Raw genomic sequence first — 17,269 nt, forward strand, 5'->3', positions numbered from 1 at the left:
CGACGGGGGCAGCGCCCCCTATTCCACGATTTCGGCAGTCTCGACCACGGCATGCAGCAGGACATCTGCCCCGGCTGCCGCCCAATCCTTGCTGATCTCTTCAGCCTCATTATGGCTCAGCCCGTCGACACAGGGGCACATGACCATGGCGGTCGGGGCCACGCGGTTAATCCAGCAGGCATCATGCCCCGCGCCCGAGATGATGTTGGTATGCGAATAGCCCAGCCTTTCAGCCGCATCGCGCACGGCAGACACGCAATCGTCGTCGAACTTCACCGGATCGAAACCGCCGACTTTCTCGAATTCGATCTGCAGGCCCATTTCTTTGACAATATCTTCCGCCGCCACCCGCAGGCGATTTTCCATGTCGGTGATCACCTCCAGCTCGGGCGAGCGGAAATCGACCGTGAAAACAACTTTTCCGGGGATTACGTTGCGAGAATTCGGGAATACGTCGACATGCCCCGCGGCACCGACCGCATGCGGTGCATGAGACCAGGCGATTTCGTCCACTTTCTCAAGAATGCGCGCCATCGCAAGCCCGGCATTCTTGCGCATCGGCATCGGGGTTGAACCGGTATGGGCATCCTTGCCGGTCACCGTGACCTGTGTCCAGCTCAGACCCTGACCGTGGGTGACGACGCCGATATCCTTTCCTTCGGCTTCAAGGATCGGGCCCTGTTCGATATGCAACTCAAAGAAAGCGCGCATCTTGCGCGCGCCAACTTCTTCTTCGCCGCGCCAACCAATCCGGTTCAGTTCATCCCCGAATTTCTTACCCTCGGCATCTTCACGGTTATAAGCCCAATCCTGCGTGTGCATTCCCGCAAAGACACCAGACGACAGCATGGCGGGCGCATATCGCGTCCCTTCCTCGTTGGTCCAGTTGGTCGCCACGATGGGATGTCTTGTCTTGATCCCGAGATCATTGAGCGTGCGGATAATCTCCAGCCCGCCCAGAACGCCCAGAACGCCGTCATATTTTCCGCCGGTCGGCTGCGTATCCAGATGCGATCCCACGTAGACCGGCAAAGCGTCCGGGTCGGTGCCCTCACGATGCGCAAACATGTTGCCCATCTGGTCAAGGCCCATGGTGCATCCAGCCTCTTCACACCATTTCTGGAACAAGGCGCGGCCTTCGGCATCCTCGTCAGTCAGAGTTTGCCGGTTGTTCCCCCCCGCAACACCGGGACCGATCTTGGCCATCTCCATCAGGCTGTCCCACAACCTGTCGCCATTGATCCTGAGATTCTGCGCCGGAGCTGCCATTGTCTTATTCCCTGTTTGCTTGCGATTTTGCTCGCTATTGGTGTCTTGATTTGACCAACTGGTCAAACTCACGCTATCACGGGTTCGGTATCAGTCAAGAAATTGCGCGGCAAAGCCTGATATTTCAGTGTAATCCGCGCCTATCCGACGAAAAAAGAGACACACTGAAATCATGCCGAATGACCGCGCACCGACTCGAATCCAGAAGAAGAACCGAGCCGCGATTCTCGAGGCTGCCCTGAATGTGTTTTCCGCATACGGGTTTCGTGGGGCAACCGTCGATCAGATTGCTGCCGAGGCGGGGTTGAGCAAACCCAATCTCCTCTACTATTTCGCGTCGAAAGAGGCGATCCACACCGAATTGCTTTCGGGCTTGCTGGAAACCTGGCTGGCGCCCCTGCACGATCTGGATGAGACCGGTGATCCGATGGAGGAAATGCTGGCCTATATTCGCCGGAAACTGCAAATGAGTCAGGTGCTACCACGGGAAAGCCGCCTTTTTGCCAATGAGCTTGTGCAAGGCGCGCCCCGCATTCACGACGCTTTGTCCAATGATCTCAAACAACTGGTTGACGAAAAGGTCACCATTCTCACCAATTGGATGGATCAGGGCAAAATCGCACGGTTGCACCCTTATCATTTGATGTTTTCGATCTGGGCGCTGACGCAGCATTATGCCGATTTCGACGTTCAGGTGCGGGCTATTCTGGGCCACGAAGACCCGTTTGAAGGTGCGGAACCCTTTGTAGAGACGTTGTACCGAAAGCTCCTGACGCCATGAATGCAGGGGCCGCGTCAGCGGCCCCTCGGGGATATTCCCTGTCTCGATCATTCCGCTGCTTTGGCCATCGGATTGTTCGGGTGCGTGGTCCAGTTCGCGTAGGTCGGCTGAACCTCTTTCCCGGTGCGCGGATCGATTTCACCTGCCGCCATCGGCACCATCGAAATACAGCCTTCCACCGGGCAGACATCAACGCAGAGGTTACAGGCGACACATTCGTCATCCATCACCTCGAACACACGGTCATCCGATATTGAAATCGCCTGATGGCTGGTATCTTCACAGGCGGCATAGCATCGGCCGCATTTGATGCACTGGTCCTGATCGATCTTGGCTTTGGCGATGTAGTTCAGGTTCAGGTATTGCCAATCGGTGACATTGGGCACCGCGCGCCCGATCACCTCATCAATGCTGGTATACCCCTTTTCATCCATCCATTCCGACAGACCTGCAGTCAATTCATCAATGATCTTGAACCCATAGGTCATCGCAGCGGTACAGACCTGCACCGTGCCACATCCCAGCGAGATAAACTCGGCCGCATCACGCCATGTGGTGACACCCCCGATGCCCGAGATTGGCATGCCATGCGTCGCCTCGGCCCGAGCGATTTCGGACACCATCGACAGGGCGATCGGCTTCACGGCAGGGCCGCAATATCCTCCGTGGCTGCCCTTACCATCAATCGAGGGTTCCGGGCTGAACGTGTCCAGATTTACGCTGGTGATCGAATTGATCGTATTGATCAGCGACACCGCATCCGCGCCGCCATTTCTGGCCGCCGCCGCAGGTTTCCGGATATCGGTGATATTCGGTGTCAGTTTCACGATGACCGGACGGTCATAGTATTGCTTGCACCACCGCGTGACCATTTCGATATATTCCGGAACCTGCCCTACGGCGGACCCCATACCGCGCTCACTCATCCCGTGCGGGCAACCGAAGTTCAGTTCGATTCCGTCCGCGCCGGTTTCGGCCACGCGCGGTAGAATGGCTTTCCAGGCTTCTTCCTCGCAGGGCACCATAATCGAAGCGATCAGGGCGCGATCCGGATAGTCGGACTTGACCCGCGCCATTTCCTCGAGGTTCACCTCAAGCGGGCGGTCGGTGATCAGTTCGATATTGTTCAGTCCCAGCAAACGGCGGTCGGCACCATAAATCGCGCCATACCGCGGGCCGTTCACATTTACGACCGGCGGCCCCTCGGACCCCAGCGTCTTCCACACAACACCGCCCCAACCGGCCTCAAACGCGCGACGAACATTGTATTCCTTGTCCGTCGGCGGCGCAGAGGCCAACCAGTAAGGGTTGGGGCTGGAAATGCCCAGAAAGTTAGTCGTCAGATCGGCCATGGCTTCTCCCTTCCCGGCTCAGCCGGATTTTTTGAATATCATTTCGGTCGGGCGTATGCGCCCGGCCTTGAGGTTTTTGACGTAGTTCTGGAACTTTTCGGGTGCCGTCTCGCCCATCATCAGATGAATGCCCAGCGGTGCCGGGCCGGATTCAGCAATCTTTGCAAAGACGTCCTCGAAGAACTGTATCGCGAATTCGGTGCGATCCGTTTCTGTCACCAGTTCAAGACCCGCGGCGCTTGCCGCAGACTTATAAACATCCGGCGCATCCACGAACGAGGTTTCGGCCACAGTGGACCACGGCAGAGGGAAAGCCAGCGGCTCGTCCACGTCTCCGCCCATCACATCGAACAGGGCAAAAGTACCGCCCTTGGCTAGCGCCCGCGACACTTCGGCGAACAGCTCGGCCTTGTCCATAATGTTCATGCCCACATGCATCATGACAGCCAGATCGAACCCAGCATCCGGCACCGGCATCTCCAAGGCACTGCCCACATGAAAGCTGGTTTTCGAGGAATGCCCGACCATATCGCTGAGCACCCTGGCGGTTTCAACGAATTCCGGTGTCAGATCGACGCCCGTTACCGTCGAGTCATAGCGATCCACAACATAGCGAGAGGTTCCGCCGATACCGCATCCGACATCCAGAACGCGCGTCGCATGGGTCGGCGACAACTGCGCAAACAGGTTGTTGGTCGCCAGAACGCCACCCGTGTGGAACTCGTCCCCTGCTTTCAGGTCTGCGACCGTGGCCGCATCCGGATCGATACCGCTGGCCTCAAGCGCCGCGCGGACGCGGTCGGTCAGTGCTCCGGTGGTGTAATGTTGCGCTACGGCTTGTTCGATCTGGGACATAGGAATACCTCAGCAGCGAAAGGAATGGGGTGAATACCCCATCCTATCACGAAACCAGCGTCGCGTGGATGTCCATCGCTGCATCCCGGCCTTCGGCAACAGCCGTTACGGTCAGGTCCTCGCCCCCCGCCGCGCAATCTCCGCCTGCCCAGACTCCGGCCACAGAAGTGCGTCCCGCACCGCTGACAGCGATCTTGTTGCCGTCCAGCTTCAGCCCTTCCGGCGCACCTTCCAGAGTCTGACCGATGGCCTTGAGAATCTGGTCTGCCCGCAGCCGGACCGTTTCACCGGTTCCGGTGAGTTGGCCGTTCTGGCTTGAGGTATACTCCAGTTCTATCTCGGCGGCAGTCCCATTGCCGTGTACCGCCACCGGCTGCACGTTGGTCAAGATCTGAACCCCGTGCGAGGCTGCCAGATCCTGCTCGTACCGGCTGGCACCCATGGCGTCGCGGCCCCGGCGATAGGCAATGGTGACATTCTCGGCACCTAACAATTTGGACTTTACCGCTGCGTCCACGGCAGTCATGCCTCCGCCAATCACGACGACGTTCCGCCCGACAGGAAGCTTTGCAAGATCACCAGCCTGCCGCACGTCCGAGATGAAATTGACGGCATCCCGCACGCCGTCCTTGTCAACACCATCCGCGCGCAGGGCATTCACCCCGGCAAGTCCGATGGACAGGAACACCGCGTCGTAGTTTTTGACCAGACCATCCAGTGAGATGCTTTCACCCAGAACCGACCCGGTTTCAATCGAGATACCACCGATTTTCAGCAGCCAGTCGACCTCGGCCTGCGCAAAATTGTTGGTCGATTTATAGGCGGCAATCCCGTATTCATTCAGACCGCCCGGTTTGGGTTTGCCTTCGTGGATCACCACGTCATGGCCCAGCATGGCAAGGCGATGCGCGCAGGCCAGACCAGCAGGCCCTGCCCCCACGACAGCAACCGTTTTCCCGGTTGATGCCGCACGCTCAAACGGATGCGCGCCCAAGGACATAAGATCATCCGTCGCAAAGCGCTGTAGTCGCCCGATCTCGACCGGCTTACCTTCGGCCGCCTCACGAACACAGGCCTCTTCGCACAGTGTTTCCGTCGGACAGACACGGGCGCACATCCCGCCCAAGATGTTCTGCTGAAAGATCGTTCGCCCGGCTGACTGCGGCTGTCCGGCCTGAATCTGACGGATGAATAGCGGAATATCGATGTCTGTCGGACACGCTGTGACGCAAGGCGCGTCATAGCAGAAATAACAACGGTCTGCTGCAACTGCGGCCTCATGCGGGGCCAATGGCGGATGCAGATCGGTGAAATTCGAGGTCAGCTCATCGCTTGAAAGCCGCCCGGCGACGATGCCGGGTGCCATCTGGCCCTGTGCCATCACTCTACTCCCTGTAGATATGTTTGTTATGACCTCAGCTTGCCACAAATAAATTTTTTATCAATTGGTAAAATTTGTCAGATGATCAAAAAATTGAAAATCCGGGCCTTAAAACCCGGATTCACTGGCATTTTGGTTAATTTCAGGGCCGAAAAGCTTTCAGACCATTTCGCCAAGATGGTGGGACTTGGTCCAAACCCGGGCGCCGTCAGGCCCTGCAACGGCCCGCGAGTGCGTTCCGGGCGGCAAGCGCAACCAGTCCCATGTCGAAAATTCCTCCCCCGATTCACAGAAACTGCCGCTTATGACAAACACTTCCATTCCGTCGCGCGCATCCAGCTCGACCACGTCCCCCGCCGCCCATGTCCGCACAAAAACGTCCTCATGTTCATCTTTGAACAGTTGTACGTCAGAATCGCCATTTATCGAGCGGCGCACCTCGGTACGGTCTTGCGGGTCAAACTGGTGCAGCTTGACCAGAATGGTCGCGCCTTCCGCTGCAGACGGAGTGTGCGAGGACGTCGGTGGATTGCGTACATAGCTGCCGACGGGGAAATCTCCGGTCTCGTCCTGAAACACGCCGTCCAGCACCAGATATTCCTCGCCGCCGTCATGGGTATGGGCAGAAAAAGCGCTGCCGGGCGCAAAGCGGACAATGGTCGTTGCGCGGGCCACCTCATCACCAATCCGGTCCAGCATTTTACGCTCGACGCCAGCCGCAGGGGAAGCGACCCATTCGCTATTGTCAAAATGAACTGCGACCCGTTTTGTGAAATCCGCATTGATCCGCATGTGTAACCCTTTCTGCTGCGACCCCTGAAAGAAATGGGATCGCGTGATGAAATTTCAAATTTTCCGCTTTTGACGCCTTGGGCCGCTTGCTGTAATCCGAACTTCAAGGTGCACGGTCAAACACCTGTCGGGAAACGGGCATAGATGCAGGCAACGTCACAGAAATTCAACATCGCGGTCGTCGGTCAAAACAACCGCCTGCAATACGAAGCCCTGTTGTTTGCGGCTTCACTGCGCCATTCTTCGCCGCAATTCGAGGGCAAACTGTTTGTCGCCACGCCCAATCCGGGGCCACGCTGGAAACAGGATCCCCGCATTCAGGACGAAGAAGTTCTGAATGCCCTGAAACAACTGGATGCCGAAATTCTGCCCTTCGACTCGCATGTATTCGGTGAAAGCTATCCCTACGGCAACAAGATCGAAGCGCTGATGGCCCTGCCGGAAGATGAGCCCTTTGTGTTCTTTGACACCGACACGCTGATCACTGGCGAGATCACATCTGTACCTTTTGACTTCGACCGCCCCAGCGCATCACTGAAGGTTGAAGGGACATGGCCCAAACCAACGCTGTATGGCCCCGGCTTTGACGGTATCTGGCGCGCGCTTTACGCCCGGTTCGGGTTGGATTTCGAAAGCTCGCTGGACACCGATCAACCCCATGATCACTGGCGGCGGTACCTGTATTTCAATGCAGGCTATTTCTTCTGCAAATGCCCGCGGAAATTTGGTGAGCGTTTTCTGGACTACGCCAGGACAATCCGCGACGAAAACATTCCGGAGTTGACTGGCCAAAGCCTTGACCCCTGGCTGGATCAGGTCGCCCTGCCCCTTGTCATTCACTCGTTCGGCGGCGGTCGTGATGTTTTACCCTCAGGTTTGCTGGACGGGTCCGTCAGTTGCCACTATCGCCTGTTTCCCTTGCTTTACGCCCGTGAAAGCGACCAAGTGATTGACGTTTTGGAGACCGTCGTCGCTCCAAACAAGGTCAAGAAGGTTCTCAAGCAATACGAGCCACTGAAAAAGATGGTTCTGCAGGGGAAAGGCGCAAAAGTCCGCGCCCTGTTTGACCGGGATCAACTGCCACGACGTGAACAGGCCATCCGCAACACGATCAAAAGCAAGGGCCTCTGGCTGCGCTGACAGGATCGTTGTGCGCAGGCGGGCAATGGCCTACAGATTTCGCAAGACAAATTCCAACAGGAGATTTTCAAGATGTCTGACGGCCCCACCTACGGTTTCGACACGTTGCAAATTCACGCGGGCGCCCGCCCCGACCCGGCGACCGGAGCGCGCCAGACACCCATTTATCAAACCACAGCCTATGTGTTTCGCGATGCAGACCACGCAGCGGCCCTGTTCAACCTGCAAGAGGTGGGCTTTATCTATTCCCGCCTGACCAACCCAACCGTCGCCGTTCTACAGGAACGCGTGGCGACTCTTGAAGGCGGCGTTGGTGCCGTTTGCTGCTCGTCCGGGCACGCGGCCCAGATCATGGCGCTGTTCCCGCTGATGGGTCCGGGTTGCAATGTGGTCGCCTCAACCCGTTTGTATGGCGGCACGGTCACCCAGTTCAGCCAGACAATCAAACGCTTTGGGTGGTCTGCCAAGTTTGTCGACACCGATGATCTGGACGCGGTGAAGGGCGCAATCGATGAGAATACCCGTGCGATTTTCTGCGAGTCCATCGCCAATCCCGGCGGCTATGTGACGGACATCCGTGCACTGGCAGATGTGGCCGATGCGGCGGGCATTCCGCTGATTGTCGACAACACCTCGGCCACGCCCTACCTGTGCCGCCCGATCGATCACGGAGCGACGCTGGTGGTGCATTCAACCACCAAGTACCTGACCGGCAATGGCACCGTCACCGGCGGCTGCATCGTGGATTCGGGCAAGTTCGACTGGTCGGCAAATGACAAGTTCCCCTCGCTCAGCCAACCCGAACCGGCCTATCATGGACTGAAGTTCCACGAGACCTTTGGCCCGCTGGCCTTCACCTTCCATGGCATCGCCATCGGTCTGCGTGATCTGGGCATGACCATGAACCCGCAGGCAGCCCACTACACGCTGATGGGGATCGAAACCCTATCGCTGCGGATGGAGCGTCATGTTGAAAACGCGCAAAAAATCGCGGCCTGGCTGGAAGCGGATGATCGCGTGGACTACGTCACCTATGCCGGGCTGCCCTCTTCACCCTATCAGGATCGGGTGAAGGCTCAGTATCCACGCGGTGCCGGCGCCCTGTTCACATTCGCTGTGAAGGGCGGCTATGACGCCTGTATCAAGCTGGTCAATGCGCTGGAGATTTTCAGCCACGTAGCCAATCTGGGCGACGCGCGCTCGCTGATCATTCATTCGGCATCGACCACGCACCGTCAGTTGACCCCGGAACAGCAGGAAGCCGCAGGCGCAGGTCCGGGCGTGGTGCGCGTGTCCATCGGGATCGAGGACGTGAACGATCTGATTGCCGACCTTGATCAAGCCCTGGCCAAAGCAACCGCCTGACCATGACCCAGCACGACACAAACAACCTTGGCCAGCCTATCGGTTTACCGGTTTCGGGTGACTTTCCACGCCCGACGCCACCCAATACGCCGATGGTGGGCCGGTATTGTTCTGTCGTGCCCCTTGATGTGAACAGGCATGCGCCCGGACTGTTCAGGGCGTTTGCAAAGGACACGGATGGCCGCAACTGGACGTACCTGCCTTACGGCCCGTTTGCTGGCGAGTCTGAGTTCGAAGACTGGGCGCGCGCCAACTGCATGGATGCGGACCCGATGTTCCATACTGTTCTGGACGGTGATGACATACCATTGGGCATGGCTTCATACCTCAGGATAGCACCCGCCGCCGGAGCGATTGAGGTCGGGCATATCCACTTTTCACCCCTGCTTCAGCGCAAGCCGCAATCAACCGAAGTCATGTATCTGATGATGCGGCGCGTGTTCGATGAACTGGGTTACCGGCGTTACGAATGGAAATGCGACGCGCTGAATGGTCCGTCGCGCAGTGCGGCAGAGCGGCTTGGGTTTACCTTCGAAGGCGTGTTTCGCCAAGCAACCCACTACAAAGGGCGCAACCGCGACACTGCCTGGTATTCAATCATAGATACCGAATGGCCACGCATCCGTGATGCTTTCGAGGCCTGGTTGTCACCCGACAATTTCGACGCTTCGGGCCAGCAACGAAAACCGCTGACGGCCCGTGCGACAGGTTGAATTCATTCCGAGATCTCGAACACCATCGAGACGCTGACAGACACCGAAACCTCACCACCTGCGACAGGAACACCCCCTGCGTCAGCCATGCTCATCATGCGCATCTCGGGCATCGGGCGCACGCCCCCCGTTTGTTCCGAAATCGTTTGCACCGCGCCAAGGGTTACACCCGCGGCCTGTGCCAGCTGCTCGGCCTTGGCCATAGCTTCGCCGACGGCTTGCGCGCGCGCTTGGGCTTCGATTGGTTTGGTATCCTGCACCCCAAAGCTCAATCCACCAAAATCGTTGGCGCCATCCTGAATGACCGCATCCATGATGCTTCCAAGTTTGGACAGATCACGCACACGTACAAACACGCGGTTCGAGGCAGCAAACCCCGAGATTTCCGGTGTTTCTCCATTCTGCCCGTGCCGCCCAGACCAAACAGGGGAAAGCGACAGATCGCGGGTCTGAATATCGCGGTCTTCAATCCCCATCCCGGTCAGGCGCGCAAGAACCTTCGCAACTGCGTCCGAGGTGGCCTGCATCGCTGCTGAAGCCTCGGCATTTTCATTTGTCACACCCAATGTGATCGTCGCCATATCGGGGGCAACATCGATGGTTCCGGTTGCGTCAACGGTGATGCGACGTTCTTCCGCATGGGCAAGTCCAGCGGTCGTTGCGGCCATCATTGCGGCCAGAAAAGCGAATGTCTTCAATGTTATCACTCCGATTTGCTTGCGTTAAAGATGGGTCGGCGATGCATTGCCATACAAGAGGAGAGTTTGCCTTTTTCTTTCCCTCGGCAAGTTCCTGCTTTAATGTCGGTCTGCGAACGCCAAGGTGTTTGCATTGACGTTGATAATTATGGTTCCTGCGGATTATGAAACCTGCCTTTGCGCTGTCTTTTTCTGCGACCAGAATATCACTGTATCATCACTCGGATGACGAATGGTTCGTTATCGGCTCGATTCCCTTGGATTCGCCGGACCTGTCCGGTCAGATGCAGGTTTTGCGGGAAAACGCCTTTGCGTTGGAAAACGACCTAAGCTGCAAGCTTGTTTTGCCTTCCGAACAGGTTCGATACCTTCAGGTTGCAACCGATGACTTGCCCCCCGAAGACACGGTCGAACGTATTGAGAGCGCACTTGCCGACGCAACGCCTTACGCTTTGTCCGAGCTCAGCTACGACTATCAGACCGAAGGCGGCACCACCTATGTTGCAGCTGTTGCGCAAGAAACGCTGAGCGAGGCGCGTACCTTTGCCTCGGACCATGGTTTCGTACCGGTTTTGTTTTGCGCCGAGGAAGACGCAGACGCATTCCCCCGAGAGGCATTGTTCACAGAACGTTCGGGCGCATCGAAAACCCAACCAACAGAGCCCCCGCTGCCGGTAAAAAACACAGACCAGCCCGAACCGGCAAAATCCGCTGGGAAACCAGCGCATCCCATTGCAGGCGCCGCGGCACCAAACGTGTTTCTGACCCCCGAAACACCTGACAAAAAGTTTGCGAATACGAAAGCGCAGGCACCGCGCATTGCGATCCCGGCATTTGCCGCGGCGGTTCTTCTTGGCGGCGTTTTCGGCGTTTGGCTGGCCTTGGACAGCGGTGGAGAAACAGATCAGGTCGCACTGAGCCCAACTCCAACCGAGATTGGTGTTTCCGAGCCGAATATCGACGCCCTGCCACCGACAGTGCCCGAAGTTTTGGCAATTGCCCCCCCAGAAAACTTGCCGCCTGAGCCTGCTCTGGACGGGGACGTGCCCCCTACACCAGACCCCGCCGAGGCAGATACCGTAGAACAACCGGAACTCACCCCAACCGACGCAGCAATCCTTGAGGCACTCAAGGTGGCCCCGACCCCTGTTGAATCTGTAGCTCAGGACCCCGAGGCAGATGAGGATATCAGCGCTGCCTCCGGTGTGAATGTAACGCCTCCGGCCGCTTTGGATGTGCCAGAAGCCCCGGAACCGGACGATCTGTATCTGACGTCGATTGACAAATCCGACCTGTCAAGCGATGCGGTTGCCCTGCCCCCGGCTTCCAGTTTCGATACCGACGAACCCTTCGTTCGGGACGTGCAACATGGCATTGCAGGAGCCCGGTTCAATCTGGATGACCGCGGGCTGGTAACGCCCACGCCGGAAGGGACGCTGAACCCGGATGGGATTGTCATTTATCAGGGCCGGCCACCGAAGGTTCCTCCGGCGACGCCAGTGCGTTTCGAAGACGAACCCGTACTTGACGAGGTCGACGAAAGACTGGCCGGTCTTCGCCCCAAACTCCGCCCCGCAGATCTGGTCGAGAGCTTCGAGCGCGGGCAGTTGGGGGGGCGGTCTCTGGCAGAGCTTTCGGCCAAGCGACCAAAAGCACGCCCGGACAGTCTGCAAGCGCGCACAGAAATCGACGAGACGCCAACCGCATTGGCCGTTGTCCGCGTCCCGCGCCCTAGGTTGCGACCGGCGGGTCTGGACACGGCAAAGGCACCTGCTTCTGGTAACTCCAATCTTGGATCAACGGCCGCGCTGGACCAGAGTTCAGACGACGCCGGATCGTTTCAGGCGAAATCGGTTGCACCCAAGATTCCCACAACCGCATCTGTAGCCCGCCAGGCTACACTCGATAACGCGATCAATCTGCGTCGCTTAAATCTGATCGGCGTTTACGGCACACCCGCAAACCGTCGCGCCTTGGTCCGGCTTCCCAGTGGGCGCTACAAAAAACTGAAAGTTGGGGACAGTATTGACGGCGGCAAGGTCATTGCTATCAGTGACAGTGAACTGCGTTATCAAAAGAAAGGTCGCAACGTGACCCTGGCGATGCCACGCAGCTGACATAGGCGCTCAAAACCGTGACCGATCACCTGTAGACAGGCACGTCAGAGGCAGCAGAACCGCCCCCGACTTATTGGTTCATTTGGATCAAGCCGCGGAAATCTCGCCGTTTTCGATCTGTTCGCGCTCGATGGATTCAAACAGCGCCTGGAAGTTCCCTTCGCCGAAACCATCATCACCCTTGCGCTGAATAAACTCGAAGAAGATCGGGCCAATCACCGTTTTCGAGAAGATCTGCAACAGAATGCGCGTCTCGCCCCCGTCAACGACACCTTCACCGTCGATCAGGATGCCGTGTTTCATCATCAGGTCCAGCGGCTCTTCATGACCGACCACGCGGGTCCTGGACATCTCGTAATAAGCTTCATTCGGACCCGGCATGAACTTCAGGCCGTTTTCAGCAATGGCATCGGTCGAGGCATAGATGTCATCGCTACCAACCGCGATATGCTGAATGCCTTCACCTTTGTATTTCTTCAGGTAAGACACGATCTGCCCGGTCTCACCGCGGTCCTCGTTGATCGGAATACGAATACGACCGCAGGGTGATGTCAGCGCGCGGCTATAAAGGCCGGTGAATTTTCCCTGAATGTCAAAGAAACGAATTTCACGGAAGTTGAACAGGTCGCCATAGAACTTGAACCACTTGTCCATGTTGCCCTTGTAGACATTGTGCGTCAGGTGATCGAGATAGAAGAACCCCTCGCCCCGAGGTTTGGATTCCTTGATCCAGTTGAATTCCTGATTATAGGGCGATGTGTCGTAGTACTGATCAATGAAATAGATCAGCGACCCGCCAATACCCTTGATCGCAGGCACATTCATGGTTTTGTCAGCGTGGTCGTAAGGTTCCGCACCTTTTGACACGGCATGCTCATACGCTTTTTGCGCGTCCACCACCCGCCAGCCCATCGATGGCGCGCAGGGCCCATGTTCGGCCACGAACTTAGCCGCGAAACTGTCCGGGTCAGCATTCAGGATGTATGTGACATCCCCTTGTTGCCAAAGCTCGACAGCAGGTTTTTCCTTGTGGCGGGCCACCAGATCAAACCCCATCTTTGCGAACAGATCACGCAGCTCCTGCGGTTCTGGATGGGCGAATTCGACGAATTCAAACCCATCTGTTCCGGCAGGGTTTTCTTCGCTGATCACGGATTTCGGGGCATTGTGCGGGAAAGGACCCATGGGCGTCTCCTACGAAAACAGGAATTTCTTTGCTGATTCAAAAATACGACTTTTCTGACGCTGTTTCTGCGCATTGTTTTTGTATAAACTGCAAGATGACGCGCAAAATGCGCATATCAGTTAATAAAATCAGGATTTTTCCGCACATGTTGGATGCAACCGACAAGCGACTGCTTTCCGCGCTGCAAAAAGATGCACATCTGACAGCGCAACAACTGGGTGAAATGCTGAACCTGTCGCCCAGCCAAGCGGGACGCCGCCGACAGCGGCTTGAAGTCGAAGGGTACATCACCGGGTACGCTGCCCGGCTGGACCCGCTGAAACTGGGCCTGCAGGTGCAGGGGTTCGTTCAGGTGCATCTGGGCACCCATGGCCCCGAGCAATCCGCAAGCTTTGCCCGCATGGTCGACACCCGCCCCGAGATTACCAGCGCATGGACGATGACGGGTGAGGCAGACTATCTGCTGCACATCTACTGTGACGACCTGTCCGCCCTCAACAGCTTGCTACATCAGGTGATCCTGCCGCATCCTGCCGTTGCACGAGTACAGAGCCAGATTGTAATGGATCAACTTAAACGCGACGCCCCCCTTCCCACCTGAAAAGGTTCCGAGGACACACATGGACGACTTTCTATACCAGGCTTCGATCTATCTGGCAGCGGCAGTCATTGCCGTTCCCCTGTCTGCCAGACTGGGTTTGGGATCTGTGCTGGGCTATCTTGCAGCCGGGATCATTATCGGACCCGTACTGGGGTTAGTCGGAGCAGAAACTGAAAATCTTCAGCATGTGGCCGAATTTGGCGTGGTGATGATGCTGTTTCTCATTGGTCTGGAATTGGAGCCACGCGCCTTATGGGATATGCGCGACAAACTATTGGGTCTGGGCGGTTTGCAGGTGTTGCTGTCAACAGTCGCGATTGCTGCCGTGGCTGTGTACGCCAACCATCCATGGTCGGTTGCCCTGGCGGTGGGTTTGACCCTTTCGCTTTCCTCGACTGCGATCGTTCTTCAAACCCTGTCAGAAAAAGGCCTGATGCAGACAAACGGCGGCCGCGCGACATTTTCGGTTCTGTTGACGCAGGACATCGCGGTGATCCCAATTCTGGCTTTGTTGCCACTGCTGGCGCTGCCCGCCATGCCGCGTTTCCAAGCAGATGGATCGATTGACCGGGGGGCCGGAGGATCACATGGCGCAGGCGATCACAGTTTGTCGCTGGTCGAAGGGCTGCCGGGCTGGGCCGTTACCCTTGTCACAATCGGCGCGGTGGTGTTTGTCATTCTGGCCGGTGTCTACCTGACAAGACCGTTGTTTCGCTTCATCCACGCAACCCGTCTGCGCGAGATGTACACCGCACTGGCACTGATGATTGTCGTGGGCATTTCGTTTCTGATGACACTGGTCGGCCTATCACCTGCCCTGGGCGCGTTCCTGGCAGGCGTTGTTCTGGCCAGTTCTGAATTCAGACATGAAATGGAAAGCGACCTTGAGCCGTTCAAAGGATTGTTTCTGGGGCTGTTTTTCATCACGGTCGGTGCCGGAATAGACTTCGGTTATTTTTTCAACGACCCGCTGGACCTGATCGGACTGGCGCTGCTTGTGATACTTGCCAAGGGGATCATCCTATTTCTGGTGGGCAAGGCCTTCAAACTGCGGGGGCGTGATCACTGGTTGTTCACCCTTGGGTTGGCGCAGGCTGGTGAGTTCGGTTTTGTCCTGCTGGCATTTTCGACGAAACAGAATGTCATTCCGCCCGACCTGTCGCAGAAACTGCTAATGATCGTTGCTCTGACGATGTTAATCACGCCTCTTCTTTTCATCGTCTACGATGCGTTGTCGCGGAAGATTGGCGATTCCGCGGCCAGCCCTGAACCTGACGTGATTGACGAAAAGGGCCCGGTCATCATCGCCGGCATTGGTCGCTTTGGTCAGATCGTCAACCGGCTGGTGCGGGCCAGCGGTTTCAAGACAGTCGTTCTGGACCACAATATTGAAACGATTCAGCTGATGCGCCGATTTGGCGTCAAAGGCTTTCTGGGCGATCCCACTCGGCCGGAACTGTTGCGCGCGGCGGGATTGGACAAAGCATCCGTTCTTGTCGCCGTTATGGATGATCACAAGCAAGTCACACGGCTTGTCAGCTATGCCAGACGGCAGCGTCCTGACCTTCACATCATCGCCCGCGCCCGCGACCGGACCCATGTATACGAGTTGTATCAGGCGGGTGCCAATGACATCGTGCGGGAAATGTTCGACAGTTCGCTGCGCGCAGGTCGCTATGTTCTGGAGAATATCGGACTGAGTGAATACGAAGCAGCCCAGGCTGAACAGACGTTTTACCACCATGACAGGAAGGCAGTGCGCGATCTGGCCGAGCTTTGGGTCCCCGGAATGCCAATCGCCGAAAACAAGAAATACATCGAGCGTTCGCAGGCGCTGGAAAAGGATCTGGAAACCGCGCTGCTGGAACTGGCTGAAGAGCACGCCAAGAAATCGGCCTGACCCAGGCCTTTGCCCGGGTCAGGTGCGGGTTTAGCCGTCCGAAACCCCAGCTTCGGCAAAGGTAGCCATGCCGGAATGACAGGCGACGGCACTTTTCAGAATGTTGATCGCCAAGGCCCCGCCGGACCCTTCGCCCAACCGCAGGCCAAGGCTCAGCAACGGCTCTTTACCCAATTTTGCCAGCACGGCACCATGGGCCGCTTCGGCGCTTTGGTGGCCTGCCACGGCATGATCCAGCGCGCCATCGGACAGCTTCCATAAGCAGGCTGCGGCGGCCGAACAGATGAACCCGTCCAGGATCACCGGGATGCGCAACACCCGCGCGGCAGCAATTGCACCCGCCATCGCAGCAATCTCGCGCCCACCCAGACAGCGCAGGATGTCCAGACCATCATTCGACGTGTGTTTCGCGACGCCCTCGGCCACGACACGGGTTTTGTTGACCAGACCGGCGTCATCCACACCGGTTCCGCGCCCTGTCCAATCGGACGCGTCGCCACCAAACAGCGCGCAGGCAATAGCCGCAGCCGGGGTGGTGTTGCCAATCCCCATTTCGCCGACCACCAAAAGATCGGATTGCGGATCAACGGCCAGCCAGCCAGTGCGCAACGCGGCCAGCAACTCATCCTCTGTCATGGCGGGGGTTTGGGTGAAATCCGCGGTCGGCTTGTCCAGATCCAGCGCGTGAACATCCATCTTCGCGCCTGCCGCCCTTGCCAACTGATTTATCGCCGCCCCGCCATGTTCGAAATTCATCACCATCTGCACGGTTACTTCCGGCGGAAAGGCCGAAACACCCTGCGCGCTAACACCGTGATTTCCGGCAAACACAATGACCTGAGGCGCGCTGATTTGTGGACGGGCGTCCCCTCGCCATCCTGCATACCAGACCGCAAGATCCTCAAGCCGACCAAGCGCACCAGGGGGTTTGGTCAATTGTCCATTTCGTTCGGCCGCGCCCTGCACCGCAGCGGCATCCGGGCCCGGAGCCCCCGCCAGGACAGCACGGAACGTGTTCAAATCATTCAGTTCAGGCAGCATGAAAGCCTCATTGCATCAGAGTGGTCCTGCGTGTTTAACCGAAGGATCGAAACCAACAAGACCCCGAAAGGCACGGGC

The 17,269-nt window shown here is 57.5% G+C and carries 15 protein-coding genes; 7 read left to right on the forward strand and 8 right to left on the reverse strand.

All coding sequences use genetic code 11. The annotated features are described in order from the left end of the window. Nucleotides 1-18 precede the first annotated feature (18 nt). Nucleotides 19-1,269, reverse strand: a complete 1,251-nt coding sequence (locus tag ACR0AP_RS04355; RefSeq protein ID WP_480505525.1) for a Zn-dependent hydrolase — start codon at nucleotides 1,267-1,269, stop codon at nucleotides 19-21. A 172-nt stretch (nucleotides 1,270-1,441) separates the two neighbouring features. Between ACR0AP_RS04355 and ACR0AP_RS04360 the strand changes: the two genes are divergently transcribed. Then, nucleotides 1,442-2,050, forward strand: coding sequence for a TetR family transcriptional regulator C-terminal domain-containing protein (locus ACR0AP_RS04360; RefSeq protein WP_480505526.1), 609 nt, complete (start codon nucleotides 1,442-1,444; stop codon nucleotides 2,048-2,050). A 47-nt stretch (nucleotides 2,051-2,097) separates the two neighbouring features. On the opposite strand, the gene preA is transcribed toward ACR0AP_RS04360, so the two are convergent. The 4 genes from preA to ACR0AP_RS04380 all read right to left on the reverse strand — a co-directional run bounded on the left by preA (nucleotide 2,098) and on the right by ACR0AP_RS04380 (nucleotide 6,430). Continuing rightward, the gene (gene preA, locus ACR0AP_RS04365; RefSeq protein WP_480505528.1) at nucleotides 2,098-3,402 is read right to left on the reverse strand and encodes an NAD-dependent dihydropyrimidine dehydrogenase subunit PreA; all 1,305 of its coding nucleotides are present in this window, start codon (nucleotides 3,400-3,402) and stop codon (nucleotides 2,098-2,100) included. Between the two features lie 18 nt (nucleotides 3,403-3,420). Next, the gene (locus ACR0AP_RS04370) at nucleotides 3,421-4,257 is read right to left on the reverse strand and encodes a class I SAM-dependent methyltransferase (RefSeq protein WP_480505530.1); all 837 of its coding nucleotides are present in this window, start codon (nucleotides 4,255-4,257) and stop codon (nucleotides 3,421-3,423) included. A gap of 46 nt (nucleotides 4,258-4,303) precedes the next feature. Beyond that, nucleotides 4,304-5,638, reverse strand: coding sequence for an NAD(P)-dependent oxidoreductase (locus tag ACR0AP_RS04375; protein ID WP_480505532.1), 1,335 nt, complete (start codon nucleotides 5,636-5,638; stop codon nucleotides 4,304-4,306). Nucleotides 5,639-5,797: 159 nt separating this feature from the next. Further along, on the reverse strand, nucleotides 5,798-6,430 hold the full coding sequence (locus ACR0AP_RS04380) for a cupin domain-containing protein (protein WP_480505533.1): 633 nt from the start codon (nucleotides 6,428-6,430) through the stop codon (nucleotides 5,798-5,800). A gap of 144 nt (nucleotides 6,431-6,574) precedes the next feature. On the opposite strand from ACR0AP_RS04380, the gene ACR0AP_RS04385 reads away from it, so the two are divergent. From ACR0AP_RS04385 to ACR0AP_RS04395, 3 genes are all read left to right on the forward strand, one after another. Beyond that, nucleotides 6,575-7,570, forward strand: coding sequence for a hypothetical protein (locus tag ACR0AP_RS04385; protein WP_480505535.1), 996 nt, complete (start codon nucleotides 6,575-6,577; stop codon nucleotides 7,568-7,570). A 72-nt stretch (nucleotides 7,571-7,642) separates the two neighbouring features. Then, nucleotides 7,643-8,935 carry an O-acetylhomoserine aminocarboxypropyltransferase/cysteine synthase family protein gene (locus tag ACR0AP_RS04390; protein ID WP_480485932.1) on the forward strand — a complete coding sequence of 431 codons (1,293 nt, stop codon included), beginning with the start codon at nucleotides 7,643-7,645 and terminating at the stop codon, nucleotides 8,933-8,935. Between the two features lie 2 nt (nucleotides 8,936-8,937). Next, the gene (locus tag ACR0AP_RS04395; RefSeq protein ID WP_480505537.1) at nucleotides 8,938-9,648 is read left to right on the forward strand and encodes a GNAT family N-acetyltransferase; all 711 of its coding nucleotides are present in this window, start codon (nucleotides 8,938-8,940) and stop codon (nucleotides 9,646-9,648) included. Between the two features lie 2 nt (nucleotides 9,649-9,650). On the opposite strand, the gene ACR0AP_RS04400 is transcribed toward ACR0AP_RS04395, so the two are convergent. Then, nucleotides 9,651-10,346 carry an SIMPL domain-containing protein gene (locus ACR0AP_RS04400; protein WP_480481356.1) on the reverse strand — a complete coding sequence of 232 codons (696 nt, stop codon included), beginning with the start codon at nucleotides 10,344-10,346 and terminating at the stop codon, nucleotides 9,651-9,653. A 164-nt stretch (nucleotides 10,347-10,510) separates the two neighbouring features. Here ACR0AP_RS04400 and ACR0AP_RS04405 point away from each other — a divergent pair, with 164 nt between their 5' ends. Beyond that, nucleotides 10,511-12,463 carry a hypothetical protein gene (locus tag ACR0AP_RS04405; RefSeq protein WP_480505539.1) on the forward strand — a complete coding sequence of 651 codons (1,953 nt, stop codon included), beginning with the start codon at nucleotides 10,511-10,513 and terminating at the stop codon, nucleotides 12,461-12,463. Nucleotides 12,464-12,550: 87 nt separating this feature from the next. Here the strand turns inward: ACR0AP_RS04405 and hppD are convergent, their stop codons facing one another. Beyond that, nucleotides 12,551-13,648 carry a 4-hydroxyphenylpyruvate dioxygenase gene (gene hppD / locus ACR0AP_RS04410; protein ID WP_480505541.1) on the reverse strand — a complete coding sequence of 366 codons (1,098 nt, stop codon included), beginning with the start codon at nucleotides 13,646-13,648 and terminating at the stop codon, nucleotides 12,551-12,553. Nucleotides 13,649-13,794: 146 nt separating this feature from the next. On the opposite strand from hppD, the gene ACR0AP_RS04415 reads away from it, so the two are divergent. Together ACR0AP_RS04415 and ACR0AP_RS04420 are read left to right on the forward strand one after the other, a co-directional pair. Next, on the forward strand, nucleotides 13,795-14,250 hold the full coding sequence (locus ACR0AP_RS04415) for an Lrp/AsnC family transcriptional regulator (RefSeq protein ID WP_480505543.1): 456 nt from the start codon (nucleotides 13,795-13,797) through the stop codon (nucleotides 14,248-14,250). A 19-nt stretch (nucleotides 14,251-14,269) separates the two neighbouring features. Continuing rightward, on the forward strand, nucleotides 14,270-16,150 hold the full coding sequence (locus tag ACR0AP_RS04420; RefSeq protein WP_480505545.1) for a monovalent cation:proton antiporter-2 (CPA2) family protein: 1,881 nt from the start codon (nucleotides 14,270-14,272) through the stop codon (nucleotides 16,148-16,150). 30 nt (nucleotides 16,151-16,180) lie between these two features. On the opposite strand, the gene cobT is transcribed toward ACR0AP_RS04420, so the two are convergent. After that, nucleotides 16,181-17,191 (reverse strand): nicotinate-nucleotide--dimethylbenzimidazole phosphoribosyltransferase, encoded by a 1,011-nt coding sequence (cobT, locus tag ACR0AP_RS04425; RefSeq protein ID WP_480505547.1) that lies wholly within the window; start codon nucleotides 17,189-17,191, stop codon nucleotides 16,181-16,183. Between the last annotated feature and the right edge of the window lie 78 nt (nucleotides 17,192-17,269).

The sequence above is a fragment of the Ruegeria sp. AF7 genome, from assembly GCF_056541885.1.